Annotated in this window: 21 protein-coding genes; 14 read left to right on the top strand and 7 right to left on the bottom strand. The window is 66.0% G+C overall.

Annotation, left to right across the window (positions count from 1 at the left end):
• Positions 1-38: 38 nt before the first annotated feature.
• From thrC to GRI42_RS07310, 7 genes are all read left to right on the top strand, one after another.
• Positions 39-1,430: a threonine synthase gene (gene thrC, locus GRI42_RS07340; protein ID WP_160607642.1), complete on the top strand. Its 1,392-nt coding sequence runs from the start codon at positions 39-41 to the stop codon at positions 1,428-1,430.
• Positions 1,430-2,320 (top strand): class I SAM-dependent methyltransferase, encoded by an 891-nt coding sequence (locus tag GRI42_RS07335; RefSeq protein ID WP_160607641.1) that lies wholly within the window; start codon positions 1,430-1,432, stop codon positions 2,318-2,320. Before thrC ends, GRI42_RS07335 begins: the two co-directional genes overlap by 1 nt.
• A gap of 9 nt (positions 2,321-2,329) precedes the next feature.
• On the top strand, positions 2,330-2,704 hold the full coding sequence (locus tag GRI42_RS07330; protein ID WP_160607640.1) for a dihydroneopterin aldolase: 375 nt from the start codon (positions 2,330-2,332) through the stop codon (positions 2,702-2,704).
• Positions 2,701-3,006, top strand: a complete 306-nt coding sequence (locus GRI42_RS07325; RefSeq protein ID WP_160607639.1) for a Rossmann fold domain-containing protein — start codon at positions 2,701-2,703, stop codon at positions 3,004-3,006. The genes GRI42_RS07330 and GRI42_RS07325 overlap by 4 nt, the downstream gene beginning before the upstream one ends.
• Positions 3,003-3,245 carry a MoaD/ThiS family protein gene (locus tag GRI42_RS07320; RefSeq protein ID WP_160607638.1) on the top strand — a complete coding sequence of 81 codons (243 nt, stop codon included), beginning with the start codon at positions 3,003-3,005 and terminating at the stop codon, positions 3,243-3,245. The genes GRI42_RS07325 and GRI42_RS07320 overlap by 4 nt, the downstream gene beginning before the upstream one ends.
• Entirely contained in the window at positions 3,238-3,705 is a 468-nt protein-coding gene (locus GRI42_RS07315) for a molybdenum cofactor biosynthesis protein MoaE (protein WP_325065309.1), read from the top strand. Before GRI42_RS07320 ends, GRI42_RS07315 begins: the two co-directional genes overlap by 8 nt.
• Before the next feature lie 76 nt (positions 3,706-3,781).
• Positions 3,782-4,207 (top strand): hypothetical protein, encoded by a 426-nt coding sequence (locus GRI42_RS07310; RefSeq protein WP_160607637.1) that lies wholly within the window; start codon positions 3,782-3,784, stop codon positions 4,205-4,207.
• Positions 4,208-4,264: 57 nt separating this feature from the next.
• Here the strand turns inward: GRI42_RS07310 and GRI42_RS07305 are convergent, their stop codons facing one another.
• The gene (locus tag GRI42_RS07305) at positions 4,265-4,771 is read right to left on the bottom strand and encodes a hypothetical protein (protein WP_160607636.1); all 507 of its coding nucleotides are present in this window, start codon (positions 4,769-4,771) and stop codon (positions 4,265-4,267) included.
• Positions 4,772-4,960: 189 nt separating this feature from the next.
• Between GRI42_RS07305 and rplU the strand changes: the two genes are divergently transcribed.
• From rplU to GRI42_RS07290, 3 genes are all read left to right on the top strand, one after another.
• On the top strand, positions 4,961-5,455 hold the full coding sequence (rplU, locus tag GRI42_RS07300) for a 50S ribosomal protein L21 (protein ID WP_160607635.1): 495 nt from the start codon (positions 4,961-4,963) through the stop codon (positions 5,453-5,455).
• 12 nt (positions 5,456-5,467) lie between these two features.
• Positions 5,468-5,737, top strand: coding sequence for a 50S ribosomal protein L27 (gene rpmA, locus GRI42_RS07295; RefSeq protein ID WP_160607634.1), 270 nt, complete (start codon positions 5,468-5,470; stop codon positions 5,735-5,737).
• A gap of 207 nt (positions 5,738-5,944) precedes the next feature.
• A complete protein-coding gene (locus tag GRI42_RS07290; protein ID WP_160607633.1) occupies positions 5,945-6,484 on the top strand; it encodes a GNAT family N-acetyltransferase in 540 nt (179 codons plus the stop codon).
• Positions 6,485-6,542: 58 nt separating this feature from the next.
• Here GRI42_RS07290 and GRI42_RS07285 read toward each other — a convergent pair whose 3' ends face one another.
• On the bottom strand, positions 6,543-7,421 hold the full coding sequence (locus tag GRI42_RS07285) for a metal-dependent hydrolase (RefSeq protein WP_199800440.1): 879 nt from the start codon (positions 7,419-7,421) through the stop codon (positions 6,543-6,545).
• Positions 7,422-7,536: 115 nt separating this feature from the next.
• Here GRI42_RS07285 and GRI42_RS07280 point away from each other — a divergent pair, with 115 nt between their 5' ends.
• Positions 7,537-8,136, top strand: coding sequence for a TetR/AcrR family transcriptional regulator (locus tag GRI42_RS07280; RefSeq protein ID WP_160607632.1), 600 nt, complete (start codon positions 7,537-7,539; stop codon positions 8,134-8,136).
• Here GRI42_RS07280 and GRI42_RS07275 read toward each other — a convergent pair whose 3' ends face one another.
• Positions 8,137-9,231: a S41 family peptidase gene (locus GRI42_RS07275; protein ID WP_160607631.1), complete on the bottom strand. Its 1,095-nt coding sequence runs from the start codon at positions 9,229-9,231 to the stop codon at positions 8,137-8,139. It lies immediately after the preceding gene.
• 69 nt (positions 9,232-9,300) lie between these two features.
• On the bottom strand, positions 9,301-10,038 hold the full coding sequence (ygfZ, locus tag GRI42_RS07270) for a CAF17-like 4Fe-4S cluster assembly/insertion protein YgfZ (protein ID WP_160607630.1): 738 nt from the start codon (positions 10,036-10,038) through the stop codon (positions 9,301-9,303).
• 38 nt (positions 10,039-10,076) lie between these two features.
• Here ygfZ and pyrC point away from each other — a divergent pair, with 38 nt between their 5' ends.
• Positions 10,077-11,114 carry a dihydroorotase gene (pyrC, locus tag GRI42_RS07265; RefSeq protein ID WP_160609126.1) on the top strand — a complete coding sequence of 346 codons (1,038 nt, stop codon included), beginning with the start codon at positions 10,077-10,079 and terminating at the stop codon, positions 11,112-11,114.
• Here pyrC and rarD read toward each other — a convergent pair.
• Positions 11,092-11,994 carry an EamA family transporter RarD gene (gene rarD / locus GRI42_RS07260; RefSeq protein WP_160607629.1) on the bottom strand — a complete coding sequence of 301 codons (903 nt, stop codon included), beginning with the start codon at positions 11,992-11,994 and terminating at the stop codon, positions 11,092-11,094. The two genes, pyrC and rarD, sit on opposite strands and share 23 nt — an antisense overlap.
• 193 nt (positions 11,995-12,187) lie before the next feature.
• On the opposite strand from rarD, the gene GRI42_RS07255 reads away from it, so the two are divergent.
• Both GRI42_RS07255 and GRI42_RS07250 read left to right on the top strand, forming a co-directional pair.
• Positions 12,188-12,673: a glycine zipper 2TM domain-containing protein gene (locus tag GRI42_RS07255; protein WP_170290006.1), complete on the top strand. Its 486-nt coding sequence runs from the start codon at positions 12,188-12,190 to the stop codon at positions 12,671-12,673.
• Between the two features lie 223 nt (positions 12,674-12,896).
• Entirely contained in the window at positions 12,897-13,622 is a 726-nt protein-coding gene (locus GRI42_RS07250) for a hypothetical protein (RefSeq protein ID WP_160607628.1), read from the top strand.
• 10 nt (positions 13,623-13,632) lie between these two features.
• Here GRI42_RS07250 and astD read toward each other — a convergent pair whose 3' ends face one another.
• Both astD and GRI42_RS07240 read right to left on the bottom strand, forming a co-directional pair.
• Positions 13,633-15,048: a succinylglutamate-semialdehyde dehydrogenase gene (gene astD, locus GRI42_RS07245; RefSeq protein WP_407692156.1), complete on the bottom strand. Its 1,416-nt coding sequence runs from the start codon at positions 15,046-15,048 to the stop codon at positions 13,633-13,635.
• A 76-nt stretch (positions 15,049-15,124) separates the two neighbouring features.
• Positions 15,125-16,537, bottom strand: coding sequence for a protein adenylyltransferase SelO family protein (locus tag GRI42_RS07240; protein WP_160607627.1), 1,413 nt, complete (start codon positions 16,535-16,537; stop codon positions 15,125-15,127).
• Positions 16,538-16,601 lie beyond the last annotated feature (64 nt).

The raw sequence follows: 16,601 nt of genomic DNA, 5'->3' as shown, positions 1-16,601 counted from the left end.
TGCCCGTTTGCGGCGGCATCGCTAACCGCCTTCCCACGATGAAATACGTCTCTACCCGCGGCAGCGCACCGACGCTTGATTTCGCCGGCGTCACGCTGGCCGGCCTCGCTTCGGACGGCGGCCTCTACGTGCCCGAGGAATGGCCACAGTTCAGCCATGACGAGATCGCGGCGATGCGCGGCCTGCCCTATGCGGAGCTGGCGGCGCGGGTGATGGAGCCTTTCGTCGAAGGCAGCCTGACGCCCGAACGCCTGCGCGAACTCACCGAGCGCGCTTATGGCCGCTTCGCGCACAAGGCGGTCACACCGCTGGTACAATTGGATGAACAGCACTGGGTGCTCGAGCTCTTCCATGGCCCGACGCTGGCGTTCAAGGATGTGGCACTTCAATTGCTCGGATTACTGTTCGAGGAATTCCTTTCGCGTGAAGAGGGCAGCCTGACGATCGTCGGGGCGACCAGCGGCGATACCGGCAGCGCGGCCATCGATGCGGTGGCCGGGCTGGAGAATGTCGAGATCTTCATGCTCCACCCCAAGGGCCGGGTGAGCGATGTGCAGCGCCGCCAGATGACGACCGTCCGCGCGCCCAATGTCCACAACCTCGCCATAGAGGGCAGCTTCGACGATGCGCAGGCGATGGTGAAGCGGATCTTCGCCGATGCCGATGTCACGTCGAAGCATCGGATCGGGGCGGTCAATTCGATAAACTGGGCGCGGCTGATGGCGCAGGTGGTCTATTACTTCGCCGCTGCGCTCCAGCTTGGCGGGCCGGAGCGCAAGCTCGCCTTCAGCGTGCCGACCGGCAATTTCGGCGACGTCTTCGCAGGGCACGTCGCAGCGCGAATGGGCCTGCCGATCGAGCAGCTGATCGTCGCCACCAATGTGAACGACATCCTCCACCGCGCGCTGAGTGATGGCGATTATTCGACCGGCAACGTCACGCCGACCGCTGCGCCCAGCATGGACATCCAGGTCAGCTCCAATTTCGAGCGCCTGCTGTTCGACGTGGGCGGGCGCGACGGTGCTGCCATGGCGGAGCAGATGCGCGGTTTCGAGGCCGAGAAGGCCATGCGTCTCACCAATGCACAGCGCGAAGGGGCGGCTTCGCTGTTCACCAGCGCCCGTGCCGATGCAGCCGACATGGCGCAGGCAATGCGCTGGGCCTTCGAGGAGTGCGGCGAGATGCTCGACCCGCACACCGCCATCGGCCTTCACGCCGCGCGCGCCGCAGGTATTGCTGCCGATGTGCCGATCGTGACGCTCGCCACCGCGCATCCGGCCAAGTTCCCCGACGCGGTCGAGCGGGCCACGGGCCTGCGTCCGAACCTGCCGGTGCGCGTGGGCGATTTGTTCTCGCGCGAGGAGCATTACATCGAGCTTCCCGGCACCTATGACGCCGTGCGCGCCCACATCCTCGAGAACGCCGCCTGATGGCCGAGCTGGTTCGCGATCCGTTGCTGATGGTGGGCGAGGGCTGGGATGCCTATCGCCTGCTCGACAGCGGCCATGGCCGCAAGCTCGAGGCCTTCGGCGACTACAGCTTCATCCGCCCCGAACCGCAGGCGATGTGGGCGCCGCGCATGGCCGAGTGGAACGCGCATGGCGAATTCATTCCCGGCGCGGACGAGGATGGCGGCGGACGCTGGCACCTCGAACGCGAGTTGCCCGAAGACGGCTGGACGCTGGGCTATGACGAAGTGCGCTTCACCGCGCAGCCCACGCCGTTCCGTCACCTCCAGTTCTTCCCCGACATGGCGCCGGTGTGGGACTGGATGCGCGAGCAACTGGCCGGGCGCGAGGATGCCGAAACGCTCAACCTCTTCGGCTATACCGGCGTCGGCTCGCTCGCGCTGTCCCGCCATGGGCGCGTGACCCATGTCGATGCGAGCAAGAAATCGGTCGCCCAGGCGCGCGAGAATGCCGCGCTGTCGGGCATGGAAGACCGCCCGATCCGCTGGCTGGTCGACGATGCCAGCAAGTTCGCCGCGCGCGAGGTGCGACGCGCCAATCGCTATGCCGGCATCATCCTCGACCCGCCCAAGTTCGGGCGCGGGCCGAAGAACGAGACATGGCGGCTGGAAGAAAGCTTGCCTGACCTCATCGCCGATTGCCGCCAGCTGCTGGACGAAAACAGCCGCTTCCTGTTCCTGACGGTCTATGCCGTGCGGATGAGCAGCCTCGCGCTGGCAGGATTGCTCGACGAGGTGTTCGAAGGGCTGCCCGGCAAGATCGAGCACGGCGACCTTGCCGTGCGCGAAACGGGCGAGCGTGATCGCCACCTTCCCACCGCGATCTTCGCGCGCTGGTCCAATCCGCGCTAGGGAACGCAGATGAACGATTCGCTGATCCTCGAAGTCTCCGACTTCGAACATGACGTACTGACGGGCATCTATTCCGAAGAGACGGGCAAGCCGCAGCCGCTGCGCTTTACCATCAGCGCGCGGATGAAGCCGCTGGCGCATTACGGGCCCGACACTTCGCTCGACCATTCGAAGAACTACATGGATTTGAAGTTCGCCGCGTCCGAGGCGCTGCCCGAAGGCGTGCATTTCAAGCTGATCGAGGCGGTCGCCGACCATGTCTGCGAAACGCTGTTCCTGCAGGACAATCGCGTGGAGGCGGTGACGGTGAAGATCGTCAAGCTGGCGATTGCCGAGGCGGGCGAGAAGATCGGCATCACGCTCCACCGGGAACGGCGGGGATGAAACGGATCGAGGTCGACGGACTGCCGGAAGAACCGCTCACCGCGGCGGGGCTCTTCCACCAGAACTGGCTCGACCCGATTGAGCGCGCATTGGCCGGCGGGCAGGATGTGCTCGTGGTGCTGGAGCCCGCTTCCTACGAACATGGCGAATGGCGCAGCTCGGCGGCCGCGATGCTGGCGCGCAAGCACGCCCCGCGCCGGATCAATATGGTTTCGGGCGAGGGCGGCAATGTCGACGCGCTGGAGGCCTATCTCGCCAAGGCGCCGGGCGTGACCGGCCAATATCTCGAAGCGGCAGCGTGAGCGTCCGCATCCTCTTCCTCGGACCGCTGCAGGACCTCGCCGGAAAGCAGGCCGCCGAGGTTGCCGGCCCGCTTGACTGGAACGGGCTGCTGGCCGTCGTCGGGAACGAGGTGGCCGAGCAGCTGAGGCAAGAGCGCGTCAATGTCGCCTGCAAGGGCCGCGTGCTAGCCGAGAAGACCGCACTGCTGGCCGAGGACGGGGACGAGGTCGCGTTGCTGCCGCCGGTCAGCGGTGGCTAGGCTGGCGATTTCCTCGCCGGTCGATGTCCGCGTGCTCGACCGGGGGATGTCGGTCGGCGAGGCGCTGGCGGCGTTCGATGCAGCCAACCCGGATGCAGGTGGGACCGCCAGCTTCCTCGGCAAGGTCAGGAGCGGGGACGGGGTGAAGGCGCTCGAACTCAGCCATTACGGACCGCTCACCCTCACTGGGATGGAAGCGCTGGCCGAACAGGCCGCCGCGCGCTTCGGCCTTGCCGGGCTGCTCGTCTGGCACCGCGTCGGCGTCATGACGCCGGGCGAGGTCATCGTGCTCGTCGCTGCCGCCGCGCCCCACCGCCGCGCGGCTTTCGACGCGGTGGACATGGTGATGGACCATCTGAAGTCCGCTGCCTGGTTCTGGAAGCGCGAACGGCGCGAGGACGGCTGGCACTGGATCGAACCGCGCGAACAGGACCGCGTGGACCTCGCCCGCTGGAAATAATCGCCGCGCGCTTGATTTCGATCAAGGAATCGCCTGCCTGCCCGCGTCATCACTGTCTCCAGACAGGAGACGCAGAATGGTAAAGCACTTCAGCCGCGAACTCGTTGCCGAACAGGCCCGCATCGTCGAAACCCCCGTAAAGCATCACGAGGTCGACCGGACCTTCGAACTGCCGCGCGGCCTCTATGTGGCGACCGTCGGTCTCTACCTCGGCTTCATTGCCGTGATGGCAGCGGGCCTGCCCAGTTCCGGCCTCGCCATTCCGATGGTGATCTTCGCCTTCTTCATCGTCGCCGCTTTCGGCGTGCCGACAATCTGGACGCGCCTTTCGCCCGAAACGCGTTCCAAGGCGCTCAGCTTCGGCCAGCTCAAGACCAAAGGCATCATGACCCACACGGGCCGCCTCCCGGCGCGCGATGCTGCGGTGCAGGTGCTGATCCTGCCGGCCATCGTGTTCACCTGGGGGCTGGTGGCAGTCACCGTCGCATCGCTGGTGCGATAGGAGAGGGGGGCGCGGGGGGCGCTGGCAGCTAGTTCCCCGCGTCTTCTCCGGACTTTCTCAACGCTCGCGCAGCTGCGCGAGCGTTTCGTCTTCTTCGGCTATGATCGCGGTAATCCGCGCGCGCGCCGCCTCGATCGCGGCGACATCCCCTGCAGCCACGCGGGCCGCGCTGTAGAGCGTGTCGATATCGCCCAGCGGGATTGCCGCAAGGCTGCGGGCCGAATCGAGTTCCGACAGGGCGACTTCCGCACTGGCCCAGGCTGTGCTTCCTACCTCGCTGCTGCCTGCTGCGGCGACGAGCCTGCGCGCACGCGGCGCGATTTCCATGAAATCGGCATGGGCGGCCTCGGTCGCGGCGACCAGTTGCGCCAGCGTCTGGTCGAGCGGGCCGGTGAGATCGGTTTCCACCGGCGGGACGTCGATCGTCTTGCGCTCGGGCGAGGAAAAGCTTCCCTGCGCGCGCTCGGCATCGCGGATGGCGAGGGAGGGATAGTTGCCGCCGGGGCTGGCGCAGGCGCCAAGACAGAGCGACAGCGGCAGGCAGAGGCTTGCAATTCGCGACATGGCGCTCACATAGCACGCGACCTGATGCGCGCCAGCGCGAATGGCAAAAAATGCCTTATGGCAGCGTTGACTTGGTCCCGCGTTTCGCCTAACGGCACGCTTCTTTCCGGGCCCGCCCTAGGTGGGTCGACGGGTGCGCCGTAGATTCGCAAGGATGCGGCACAGCAATTTGAACGAGAGATAACGACCATGTTCGCAGTAGTGCGCACGGGCGGCAAGCAATACCGGGTTGCCGCCGGAGACAAGATCGCGGTTGAGAAGCTGGCTGGCGAAGCCGGTGACACCATCACGCTGGGCGACGTCCTGCTCGCAGGCGAAGGCGACAAGCTTTCGGACGCCGGCAAGGTGACCGTTTCGGCCGAGATCATCGCGCAGGCGAAGAGCGAAAAGGTCGTCGTCTTCAAGAAGCGTCGTCGTCACAACTACCGCCGCAAGAACGGTCATCGCCAGCAGATGACTCTCCTGCGCATCACTGCGGTTGGCGATTCGAAGGCCGAGAAGAAGGCTGCTCCCAAGAAGGAAGCCGCTCCGAAGGCCGAAACCAAGAAGGCCGCTCCGAAGAAGGACACTTCGGAAGAGAAGGCTGCGCCCAAGGCCAAGAAGGCTGCACCGGCCAAGGCTGCTGCAACCAAGAAGGCTCCCGCCAAGAAGGCGGCTGCCAAGAAGACCGAAGCCAAGAAGTAAGGAGCCCGGACCATGGCACATAAGAAAGCAGGCGGTTCGTCGCGTAACGGTCGTGATTCGGCCGGTCGTCGTCTTGGCGTGAAGAAGTTCGGCAGCCAGTCCGTGGTCGCCGGCAACATTATCGTGCGCCAGCGCGGCACCAAGTTCTACCCGGCCGTCAACGTCGGCATGGGCAAGGACCACACGCTGTTCGCGCTGACCGACGGCGTCGTCCGATTCCACTCGGGCAAGCTTGGCCGCAAATACGTATCGGTCGATGCGATGGCGGAAGCAGCCGAATAACCGGACGTTCCGATAACGGGATCGTCCAAACGGGACGGTCCCAGCCGGGCTAACGATCCGGCAGACGAAGAGGGAGATGGGGCCGACCCGTCTCCCTCTTGTCGTTTCTCCCTCTTCGATTTCGCGGCGAAATATCCTTTCGCCATCACGCAATTGTCACGCGTCCGGCCTAGGAGCCCGGAGCGTGGAGATACGGGGAGAATACCGATGTTCCATATCACGCAGAGGCTGCTGTTGCGGCCCGCATGGCCCGAAGATGCAGACGCGCTGTTCGGCGGCATTGCCGACCAGGGCGTGGTCCGCAATCTTGCCAGTGCGCCGTGGCCCTATCTCCCCGAACACGCGCGCGAATTCGTCATACGAAAGCAGGATGCGCGCTTCCCCCGCTTCCTGATCACGAAGCCGGGGCCGCATGGCTCCGAGCTGATCGGATGCATCGGCATCGACGAAAACGATGGCGAGGTCGAGATCGGCTACTGGATCGCGCGCCCTTTCTGGGGTCAGGGTTTCGCCACGGAAGCCGCGCGCGGCGTGCTCGAAGTGGCGCGGCTGCTCGGCCACAGGCAGATCGTGGCGGGGCATTTCACCGATAATCCCGCCTCGGGCAAGGTGCTGAGGAAGCTGGGCTTCATTCCCACCGGCAAGACGGCCCTGCGCCACAGCTGCGGGCGCGGCGAGAAGGCCGAATGCGTGATGTACCGTCTCGATCTCGACGCCGAGGCAGGCCCGAACCTCGTGGCCGCATGACACAAGAAAGGCCCCGCGAGCGTATCGCGGGGCCTTTTTCTGTTCCGGTCCGGAAAGCTTACTCGGCGGGGAGCAACGCGTCCTCGAACTCGCCCTCGTAGAGGTTGATGAGGTGGCGGTCGTCGTGATCCCACGGGTGGAAGCCCGGCTTGAAGTAGGAGAGCCATGCCGGGAAGATCCGGCGCACTACGCCCGGCGAGACGGTGAGGTACTTGAACAGGCCCCACTTGGCCTTCCAGCCGGTGATGCCGTCCTGTTCGAGCAGGTTCAGCGAATCGACCCAGCGGTTCTTGAAGAACCGCGCGGTGACGGTCAGCATGACGATGCTGCGCACTTTCCAGCGGCGGAACGGCGTCCAGTCCTTCGTCGCGTGGTTCCAGGTGTCATAGGCGACGCCCTTGTGCTCGATCTCCTCGGCCGCGTGCCAGCGCCACATGTCGCGCACTTCCGGATCGGCGTCCTTGAAGTGCTGCGGATTAGCGAGGAATTCGGCGGCCATCATCGCGGTGTAGTGTTCCAGCGCCATGGTCACGGCGAGGTTGGCGATGGCCGGACGGTCCTTGGTGAGCGCCAGCAGTTCGGCCACGCGCTGGTCGATCGCCTTGATGTCGTAGCCGGCATCTTCGGCGAGACGGTTGAAGGCGATGTGTTCGCGCGTGTGGTTGATCTCCTGCTTCACGAAAGCGCGGATTTCGGCCTCGAGCTTGGGATCGGCGCCTTCGCGGTGGGCCTTCACGGCCTCGATGAAGAAGGCCTCGCCGCGCGGGAAGGTGGCCGACAGGGCGTTGTGCCAGGCAGTGCCGAAGGGTTCGCCGGCCCACCAGCGGCGCGGCGTGGTGCCGCGGTTGAAACGCTCGTCACGCACGGTGATGGTGAGGTCTTCGGGCGTCGGCGCAGTGCGGGCGGTGGCGGTATCGATGGGGAGGGGGGCGTTCATGTCCTGCTCCGTGATTAACTTACATCAGTGTAAGTAAGCGATACTGACATAGATGTCAATAAGGGTCGCCGGAGCGCTTCCCCTGCCAGCCGCAATGGTTTACCGCTTCGTGGCAATGACCACCAGGAAACGTCTTTCGCCCGAGGAATCGCGGCTCGCAGCGCTGGAAGCGGCGCGCTCGCTGCTGATCGAAACCGGGCCGCAATCGGTCACGCTCAAGGCCGTGGCGACGCGGATCGGGCGCACGCACGCGAACCTGCTGCACCACTTCGGATCCGCCGCAGGTCTGCAGAAGGCGCTGGCCGGGCACCTTGCCGAGGCGGTCTGCGCGACCATCGCCGATGCCGTGCGCGCCAGCCGCGCAGGGCTGGGCCATCCGCGCGAAGTGGTGGACCTCGCCTTCGACGCCTTCGACAAGGAAGGGGCCGGCGCGCTTGCTAGCTGGATGATCCTGACCGGCAATGAAGACGCGCTGACGCCCATCGTGGAAACCATCCACGAACTGGTCGACGAGATCGCGCCCGAAGAGGCCGTGCACGGTGGTTCGCCGACGCAGGTTCACGAGGAAACGTTGGCGCTGGTCCTGATGGCCATGGGCGATGCGCTGATCGGCAGCGCGCTTTCGCGTTCGCTCGGCCTGCCCGAAACGGCTGCCCGCGACCGCGCCGAGCGGATGCTTGTCCGCTCGCTCGAGGCGGTCGCGACCAAGCCCTAGCTAGCGATCGGCGCTCGGGTCTTTCCAGCCCGGCAGGTCCAGCTTTCCTTCCGCCAGCCTGGCCTCCACGCCCGCGATTTCCTGCGCGCGTTCGGGGCCTGCGCCTTCCTTGATTGCGGCAAGCGCGCGGCCGAAGGCTTCCTTCATCGCCTCGTCCGCATCGACAGCCACTTCGGGCACGACGCCGACGTGCTCCCAATTGGTGCCGGTAACCGGATTGACCGCGCGCCCGGTGGGGATGAAGGCGGCAAAGCCGTGCCCCAACGGCACCATCATGCCGGGATTTGCGCCGCCGCCCGTCGTCTCGCCCACGAGCGTGCCGCGCTTCTGCGTCTGGATGTCGTAGGCGAATTCCTCGCCGCCCGAGAAGGTATAGTCCGAAGTGAGGACGAACAGCGGGCCGGTGAACCGCGTTTCCACGCTCTGGTTGGTCCAGAATTCGCGCGTGCGGTCCTCCAAGCGGTTGTAGATGCTGTTGATATGACGCACGTCGCCCTTGGCGAACAGGTGGCTGGCGAGCTGCGCCACCGCAGCCGGATCGCCGCCGCCATTGGCGCGCAGGTCGATCACCATCGCATCGCTGCCGTGAAGCAATTGCATTGCCGCCTCGTAAGCCGGGGCGACACCTTCGGGCGGGCCGAAGAAGCGGATATCGAGATAGCCGACATTGCCGGGCAGGCGGGCGGTGCGGAAGATCCCGTAGCCGTTGGCTGCCATTTCCCGCTGCATCTCGGCGACCTCCTCCTCGCTGTGGTGGTTGGGGTCGCCCCCTTGGGGCGGAGCGAAGCCGGGTATGTAGCGCACCTGCAGGTGGCGGTCGTTGCCCGCGGCGCGCAGGTCGGTGCGGAGCGCTTCGGCAAAGCTGCCAGCGGTCCCGTGGTCGCGATAGGCACCCGCGCGCGACTTTTCGAGCAGGGCCTGCGCGGCCTGTTCGCCCACATCGGGGAAGACGTATTTGCCGATCAGCGCTTCGCCGAGAGCCTCGACCACTTCGGCGCGGGCGGCTTCGGGGACCGCAGGGTCGTCGGTTTCCTGCGCAGCCGCCAGCTGGGGCGTCAGGGCAAGGGCGATGGCAGGCAGTATCGATATTCGCATTCGCGAACCTCCTCGGTGCATCCCGGTCATCCCCGCCGGATGCCTGCACCGAAGCGGAATGCGCGACTATCAGTCCTCGACGAATGCCTTACCGAGCCAGACCGGAACGAGGGCCGGATCGATGTCCGACACCCGCAAGTGGTCGATGGCGAGCGCGAGTTCCGGATGCGCTGCCTTGCGCCGCTTTTCGTCGGAGTGTTCCAGCGCCACCACAACCAAGCGGCGGTTCACCTTGCTACGCCAGTTCATGCGCGCGGTGTTTTCCTGCCCGATGTAGCAGCCCTTGTCGAAAGCGACGCCGTTCAGCTCGGCCGCATTGGTCTCCAGCCACAGGATATCGCCCAGCTCCGCGCGGCCTTCCGGCACGCCTAGTGCAAGGCGATGGGCGCGGTAGGCATCGTCCGCCGCTTCGTCGCTGTCGCCGACAGGGGCAATCCAGCGCTGGCCGAGCGAGGCAAGGCGCGGGTCGGCGGCCCCGCCATCGCCCGCTTCCTTCTGCCAATGCACGCCGAGGCCGGGATCGACCGCGATGTCGATCTTGCGGCGCAGGCGGTAGAGCGAGAGGCGTTTCACCAGTTCTTCTGCCAGCGTGGCCTCGCAATCGAGCAGCAACTGGCCGTCCGGGGCAGGCCAGACGAACATGTCGAACAGGGTCTTGCCCTGCGGGGTTAGCAGCGCGGCATAGACCGGCAGCGCCTTGGTCACGTCATTGGTCAGCAGCCCCTGCAGGAAGGCGGCAACATCCTCTCCCTCCTCACGCGGGGTGAGGCGGACGAGGGCACGATCGAACAGGCGGCTTGCGGTCATGGGTGACAGATAGGTCGCCCGGCGGCATAGGCAACCGCATGGTCGAATCGCTGACAATCCGCCGCCCTGACGACTGGCACCTGCATTTTCGCGATGGCGACACGATGCGCGCCGTCGTGCCGCATACCGCGCGCCAGTTCGCCCGCGCGATCGTGATGCCGAACCTCTCGCCGCCGGTGACGACCACCGCGCTGGCCGCCGCCTATTGCGAACGCATTATGGGCGCGGTGCCGGAAGGGGTGAGTTTCACCCCGCTGATGACCGCCTATCTCACCGACAATATCGATGCAGGCGACCTGGCCGCCGGTTTTGCCGATGGCGTGCTGACCGCGACCAAGCTCTATCCGGCCGGCGCGACGACCAATTCCGCGCACGGCGTGACCGACATCGCGAATATCGCAGGCGTGCTGGAAAAGATGGCCGAGATCGGGATGCCGCTGTGCGTCCACGGCGAGGTCACCCATGCCGATATCGATATCTTCGACCGCGAGGCCGTGTTCATCGAGCGCGTGCTCCAGCCGCTGGTCGACCGCCTGCCCGAACTGAAGGTGATTTTCGAGCACATCACCACCCGCCAGGCGGTGGAATTCGTCGATGCCGCGGGCCCGAACATCGCTGCGACCATTACGCCGCAGCACCTCCACATCAACCGCAATGCCATGCTGGTCGGCGGTATCCGCCCGCACATGTACTGTCTGCCCGTCGCCAAGCGCGAGGAACACCGGCTGGCGCTGCGCAAGGCGGCCACGGGCGGTTCGGCCAAGTATTTCCTCGGCACAGACAGCGCGCCGCACCATCGCGGCGCCAAGGAAAGCGACTGCGGCTGTGCCGGCATTTTCAACGCGCCCTATGCGCTGGAAAGCTATGTCACCGTGTTCGACGAGGAAGGCGCGCTCGACCACTTCGAGGGTTTTGCCAGCCTCAACGGTCCGGCTTTCTACGGCCTGCCGGTGAACGAAGGCACGGTGACGCTGGAAAAGGTCCCGGTCGAAGTCCCGGCAGAAGTTGATGGCGGCGGCGCGGCCATCGTGCCGTTCCACGCGGGCGAAACGCTCAGCTGGCGGCTGGCGTCCTAGAACGCGACCACAGGTCCCAGACGAAGATCGCCGCTGCCGCCCAAATGCAGGCGAAACAGGCGGCCTGCGCGGGTTTCAGCTGCTCTCCGAAGACGGTCAGGCCCAGCACGAAGACGATGCTGGGCGCCAGGAACTGGATGAAGCCGAGCGTCGAATAGGGCAGCTTGCGCGCGGCGATGGCGAACAGCAGCAGCGGGAAGGCGGTCAGCGCGCCGCCCAGCATGATGGCGGCGGCAAGGCCGTAGCTCTGCGTGAAGGACGAGCCCGCGGGCGTTCCGGCGTAGTACCAGGCGACCCCGGCGGCTGGCACGGTCAGCAGGATGGATTCGATGGTCAGGCCGGGCAGGGCGCCCACGTCCACCTGCTTGCGGATGAGGCCGTAGGTTCCGAAGCTGAGCGCCAGCGTCAGGCTGATCCACAAGGTCGTCAGCGCGCCTGCAAGCAGGAGCGAAACCCCAACGGCGGCAAGGCCGACCGCGATCCACTGCGCGCGGCTCAGCCGTTCGCCCAGCACCAGAGTGCCGAGGAGGACGTTCACCAGCGGGTTGATGTAATAGCCGAGGCTGGCCGCGTAGACATTGCCCTGTTGGATCGCCCAGACATAGACCACCCAGTTGACCGCGATCAGCGTGGCGCTGGCGAGCAGCAGGAGCATGACCTTGGGGGTGGCGAAGGCGCGCACCAGCTGGTCGATTTGCTTGCGCGCGGCCACGATCACGAGGCACAGCGGCAGCGTCCACAGGATGCGCCAGCCGACGAATTCGAAGGCCGGAACTTCGCGCACCAGGATTAGGTAGAGCGGCAGGAAACCCCAGATCAGATAGGCGCTGAAGGCTGACAAAAGCCCCGATCGGCGCTGGTCTGATGCTGTCGTGTCCATGAACGATTTGCGCCTAGGCGCGCCCCATCCGGGCCGCAAGCTTCAATTCGTCCGGCAAAGCTGCACGGCTCGTCGAAACTGTCGTTTGCTGACAGCGCGGTTGCAAACCGTTCAGAATGCGAAGCGTATTCCTGAACGACATCGACGCCCCCGAGTCGAAAATGATCGCCTGATAAGACCAAGGAAACGAACTATGGCACACCTTCTCAAGACTGCTTCGCTGGCCATCGCCGCCACCGGCCTGACCCTGTCCATGCCCGCATCGGCCGCTGTCCCGGCCCATGCCGCGCCGCAGGCCCACGCCCATGCCGCCTCCATCGCAGGCGACATGACCTACGAACACGGCAAGAAGCGCAAGCACTGGAAGCGCCATCACAATGACCGTTATGACGACTATCGCGGCAGCTACCGCGAAGCGCGCCCCTATTACATGGGTTACGACCGCGATTATGGCCAGCCGGTTTACCGCGACACCCGCGTCTGGCGCGGCCGCGACGGGCGCTATTACTGCGAACGCGAGAACGGCACCACCGGCCTGCTGGTCGGCGCAGGGGTCGGCGCGCTGATCGGCCACGAAGTCGCCGGTCGCGGCGATCGCACCCTCGGCGCGATCCTCGGCGGTGCGGCAGGCGCGCTGCTCGGCCGCACCATCGACCGCTCGAACACCCGCTGCGGCTGAGACCAATTTAACCAGCTACCGGTCGTGCCCACCCGCGGCCGATAGCGCGATCCCTCCTGGGTCGTGTCGGGCGCCGTCCGCCTCCTCGCAAAGAAGGAGCGGGCGGCGCCCATTTCACGTGTCGGGTTCCGGTTGTCCCGCAATGGCGCAGCTTGCTGGCGCATATGGCTTTTTGGTGCGCGCGCGGCCATTACGGCGGCAAATACGTGCCGGAGATGCCGAAATGAAACTGCGCCCATTCGCCCCGATCGCCATGGTCGTCGCCCCGATTGCCCTGCTTGCCGCCTGCCAGAACGGTGAGGATGCGGGCGAGGCCGGCGATGACATGAACGCGGCGAGCGAGGCTGCGCTGGGCGACAATCTCGCCACCGATCCCGACATGGCGGGCACCAGCGAAGCCAATGCCGCGCTGTCGGGTACCGGCAACCAGAACGTGCCGAAGATCGACACCTCGCCCCGTGCGATCGAGGCTGCACGCACCCGCGCTGCAGAACTCGTCGGCGGCAGCGCCAACATGGACGCAGCGCCCACGCCGCGCCGCCTGTCAGAAGATGCTGCCGATACCGCTGCCATGGTGAAGGCAGCCCGCGCCATGCAGTCCGCCAATGGCGGCAATTGCTTCGAGGCGGTCAGCTATTCCGCGTCCTGGGCGGCCAAGCTGCCGGCCGAATTCCCGGTCTACCCGCGCGGCAACACGGTCGAGGCGGCGGGGACGGACGAACGCTCCTGCGCGCTGCGCGCCGTCACTTTCCGCACCGGCGTGCCGAAGAACGACGTACTGGCCTTCTATGTCACCCGTGCCAATGACGCGGGCTACAGCGTGGAACACGTGGTGAAAGGCGGCGACAACGTGCTGTCCGCCACCAAGGGCAACAGCGCGATGGTGGTCTATGCCCGCGACCTGCCCGGCGAGGTCACCGAAATCGACCTCGTCACCAGCAAGCGCTGAGCCGAACCTATCAGCCGTCCTTGAGGCCGACGCCGATGCTGGCGCGCGGCTGGTCCATTTCCGTACTCGCCACCGGATAGGCGCAGTAGTCGGCCGCGTAATAGGCGGCCGGGCGATGGTTGCCCGACAGGCCCACGCCGCCGAAGGGTGCTGCAGATGATGCGCCGTTGGTCGGGCGGTTCCAGTTGAGGATGCCCGCGCGCGCTTCGAACCAGAAACGCTCGAAATCTTCCGGCTTGCCCCCGACCAGCGAGGCTGAGAGGCCGTAGCGCGTGTTGTTCGCCTCGGCGATGGCGGCATCGAAATCGGGCACGCGGATGACCTGCAGCAGTGGGCCGAACAGCTCGATATCGGGGCGCTCGGACATCTCGGTCGCATCGATGATCGACGGCGAAAGGAACGGCAGGTTCTCGTCCGGCCGCTTCATGTGCATCAGCGGCTTGCCGCCGCGGCTGATCAGCGCGACGAAGCTTTCGGACAACAGGTCGGCGGTCTGGTTGTCGATGACGCAGCCCATGAAGGGCTGGGGATCGGCAAAGGGCTGGTCGACGATCAGCTTTTCCGCCAGCTGCTTCACTGCCGGGACGATCTTGTCGTACATGCTGTCGACGACCACGAGCCGCCGCGCAGCCGTGCAGCGCTGGCCGGCGGTGGTGAAGGCCGACTGGATGATCGTTGCCGCCGCATCGTCGATCTTGGGCGTATCGAGCATGACGATCGGGTTGTTGCCGCCCATTTCCAGCGCCACGATCTTGGCCGGGTTGCTGGCAAGCTTGCGGTTGATCGCGATGCCTGCGCGTGCGGAACCGGTGAACAGCACCCCGTCGACATGGGCGTGTTCGACCAGCGCCTTGCCTTCTTCGGGACCGCCGATGAGGCACTGCACCACGCCTTCGGGAATGCCCGAGGCGTTGAAGCACTTCACCAGGAATTCGCCCACGGCCGGCGTCTTCTCGCTCGGCTTGAAGATCACGACATTGCCCGCGATCAGCGCCGGGACGATGTGTCCGTTCGGCAGGTGTGCAGGGAAGTTGTAGGGGCCGAGCACGGCCATCACGCCATGCGGCTTGTGACGTAGCGCGGCTGTGCCTTGCAGCGCGCTGTTGAGCTTCTTCTGGCCGGTCCGCTCGGCATAGGCGGTCTTGGAGATTTCGACCTTTGCGATGACGGCCTCGACCTCGGTCTTGGCTTCCCACAGGGGCTTGCCGCTTTCGCGCGCGATCAGTTCGGCAAAGGGTTCGGCCTGCTTGCGGACCTCGTTCGCGAAGCGGCGCATCAGTTCGATGCGCTGGCCCACGGGTTCGCGCGCCCAGCTGTCGCGGACCGACAGGGCCTTTTCGACGGCCTGTTCGACGTTGCCGATCCGGCCGCGCCACAGTTCCTTGCCGGTGGCCGGTTCGGTCGAAATCATTTCGGCTTGCGACACTTCGTTCCCTTCCTGCGCCGACGCGGCGTCTCCGCTGGCGCCTATGTGCCAGCCGCGCTGGCGCGTCAAATCGAGTTTAGCTTTCGCCTCGCGGCAAATGTCCTGCGGCAATCGGGGCGGGCCCGTGCGCATCACCCATGCTGCGCAGCGCGGCGATCTTGTCGTCGAGCGGGCCCCAGTCGTCGTCCCTGTCGATGGCCGACCAGATTTCCTCGACCTCCTCGACCAACATGGACTGGGGGGTATCTGCGGACCAGTATTCGTGGGCGTCTTCGACCGGCTCGTATCCGGCAAAGGCTTGCGCCAGATCGCCTGCCGTGTTCCGGCCACCGCGGTGACGGAAGAAGAAGGCGTCCGGCTGCACGCCGCTTGCGCTCATATGGGCCTCGCAGGCACCGACCAGCCGCGCATCGGCTTCCGCACCCCGGCTTTGGAGACCCAGTCGCCAGCACCAGCGCCGCGCCACCGCTTCCATGTAGAGCGGGCCGAAGCGCTCCATCGCGGCAATCAGCGGCGGTGCATCGGCAATCAGCCGCAGGGCAACCGCGAACTGCCCGCAGTTCCAGTGCAATGCCTCGGGCTGGCGACCGAAGGCATAAAGGCCCGCATGGTCGAAATAGGCGGCGGTGAAGCCCGGCTCCCATTTCGGCAGGAAGCGCCAGGGGCCATAATCGAAGCTTTCGCCCGACACGTTCATATTGTCGGTGTTGAGCACGCCGTGGACGAAACCGGCGACCATCCAGCTTGCCGCGAGATCGGCCAGCCGCTCGACGACGAGGTGCATCAGGCGCACTGCCGGCTCGTCGCGCCCGGGGGCATCGGCAGGTGGCGGCGGGCCGGGGAACTGCGCGAGGCAATAGTCGACCAGCGCTTCCATGTGCTCGCGCTCTTCAAGGGCCAGCAGGCGCTGCAAGGTGCCGATACGCACGTGTCCGTGGCTGAGCCGCGTCATGACGGCAGAGCGCGTCGGAGACGGCTCGTCATTGCGCCACAGCTCCTCGCCCGTCTCGACCACGCTGAAGGTCTTAGAGGTGTTCACGCCGAGCGCCTCGAGCATTTCGGTGGCGAGGATTTCGCGCACCGCGCCCTTCAGCGTCAGGCGCCCGTCGCCGTCGCGGCTCCACGGCGTCTGGCCCGAACCCTTGGTGCCGAGATCGAGGAGGCGGCCGGCCCCGTCGCGCAGCTGGGCGAACAGGAAGCCGCGCCCGTCGCCGATCTGCGGGTTGTAAACGCGGAACTGGTGGCCGTGATAGCGCAGCGCCAACGGCTGCGGCAAATTGTCGGGCAGCGGATCGAATCGCCCGAAATGGCGCGTCCACTCCTCGTCCGACAAATCCGCCAGCCCCACGGCGGCGGCCCAGCGGTCGTTGCGAAAGCGCAGGCGCGCGGCGGGAAAATCGGCTGCCCTGACCGGATCGGCGAGCCAGCCGGCCAGCTCCGTCACGGGGGTGTCGGGGCGGTAGGCGGATGGTTCGGGCGCGCTGGGCATCTCCGACGAGATGAGGGTCCGCAACGACAGGTGCAAGTCGTCTCTCGAAATTTGCTGCACAAGC

Origin of the sequence: Qipengyuania gaetbuli (assembly GCF_009827315.1) — a bacterium.
GTDB classification, from domain to species: domain Bacteria; phylum Pseudomonadota; class Alphaproteobacteria; order Sphingomonadales; family Sphingomonadaceae; genus Qipengyuania; species Qipengyuania gaetbuli.
This window is presented reverse-complemented; position numbering and strand designations above follow the sequence as displayed.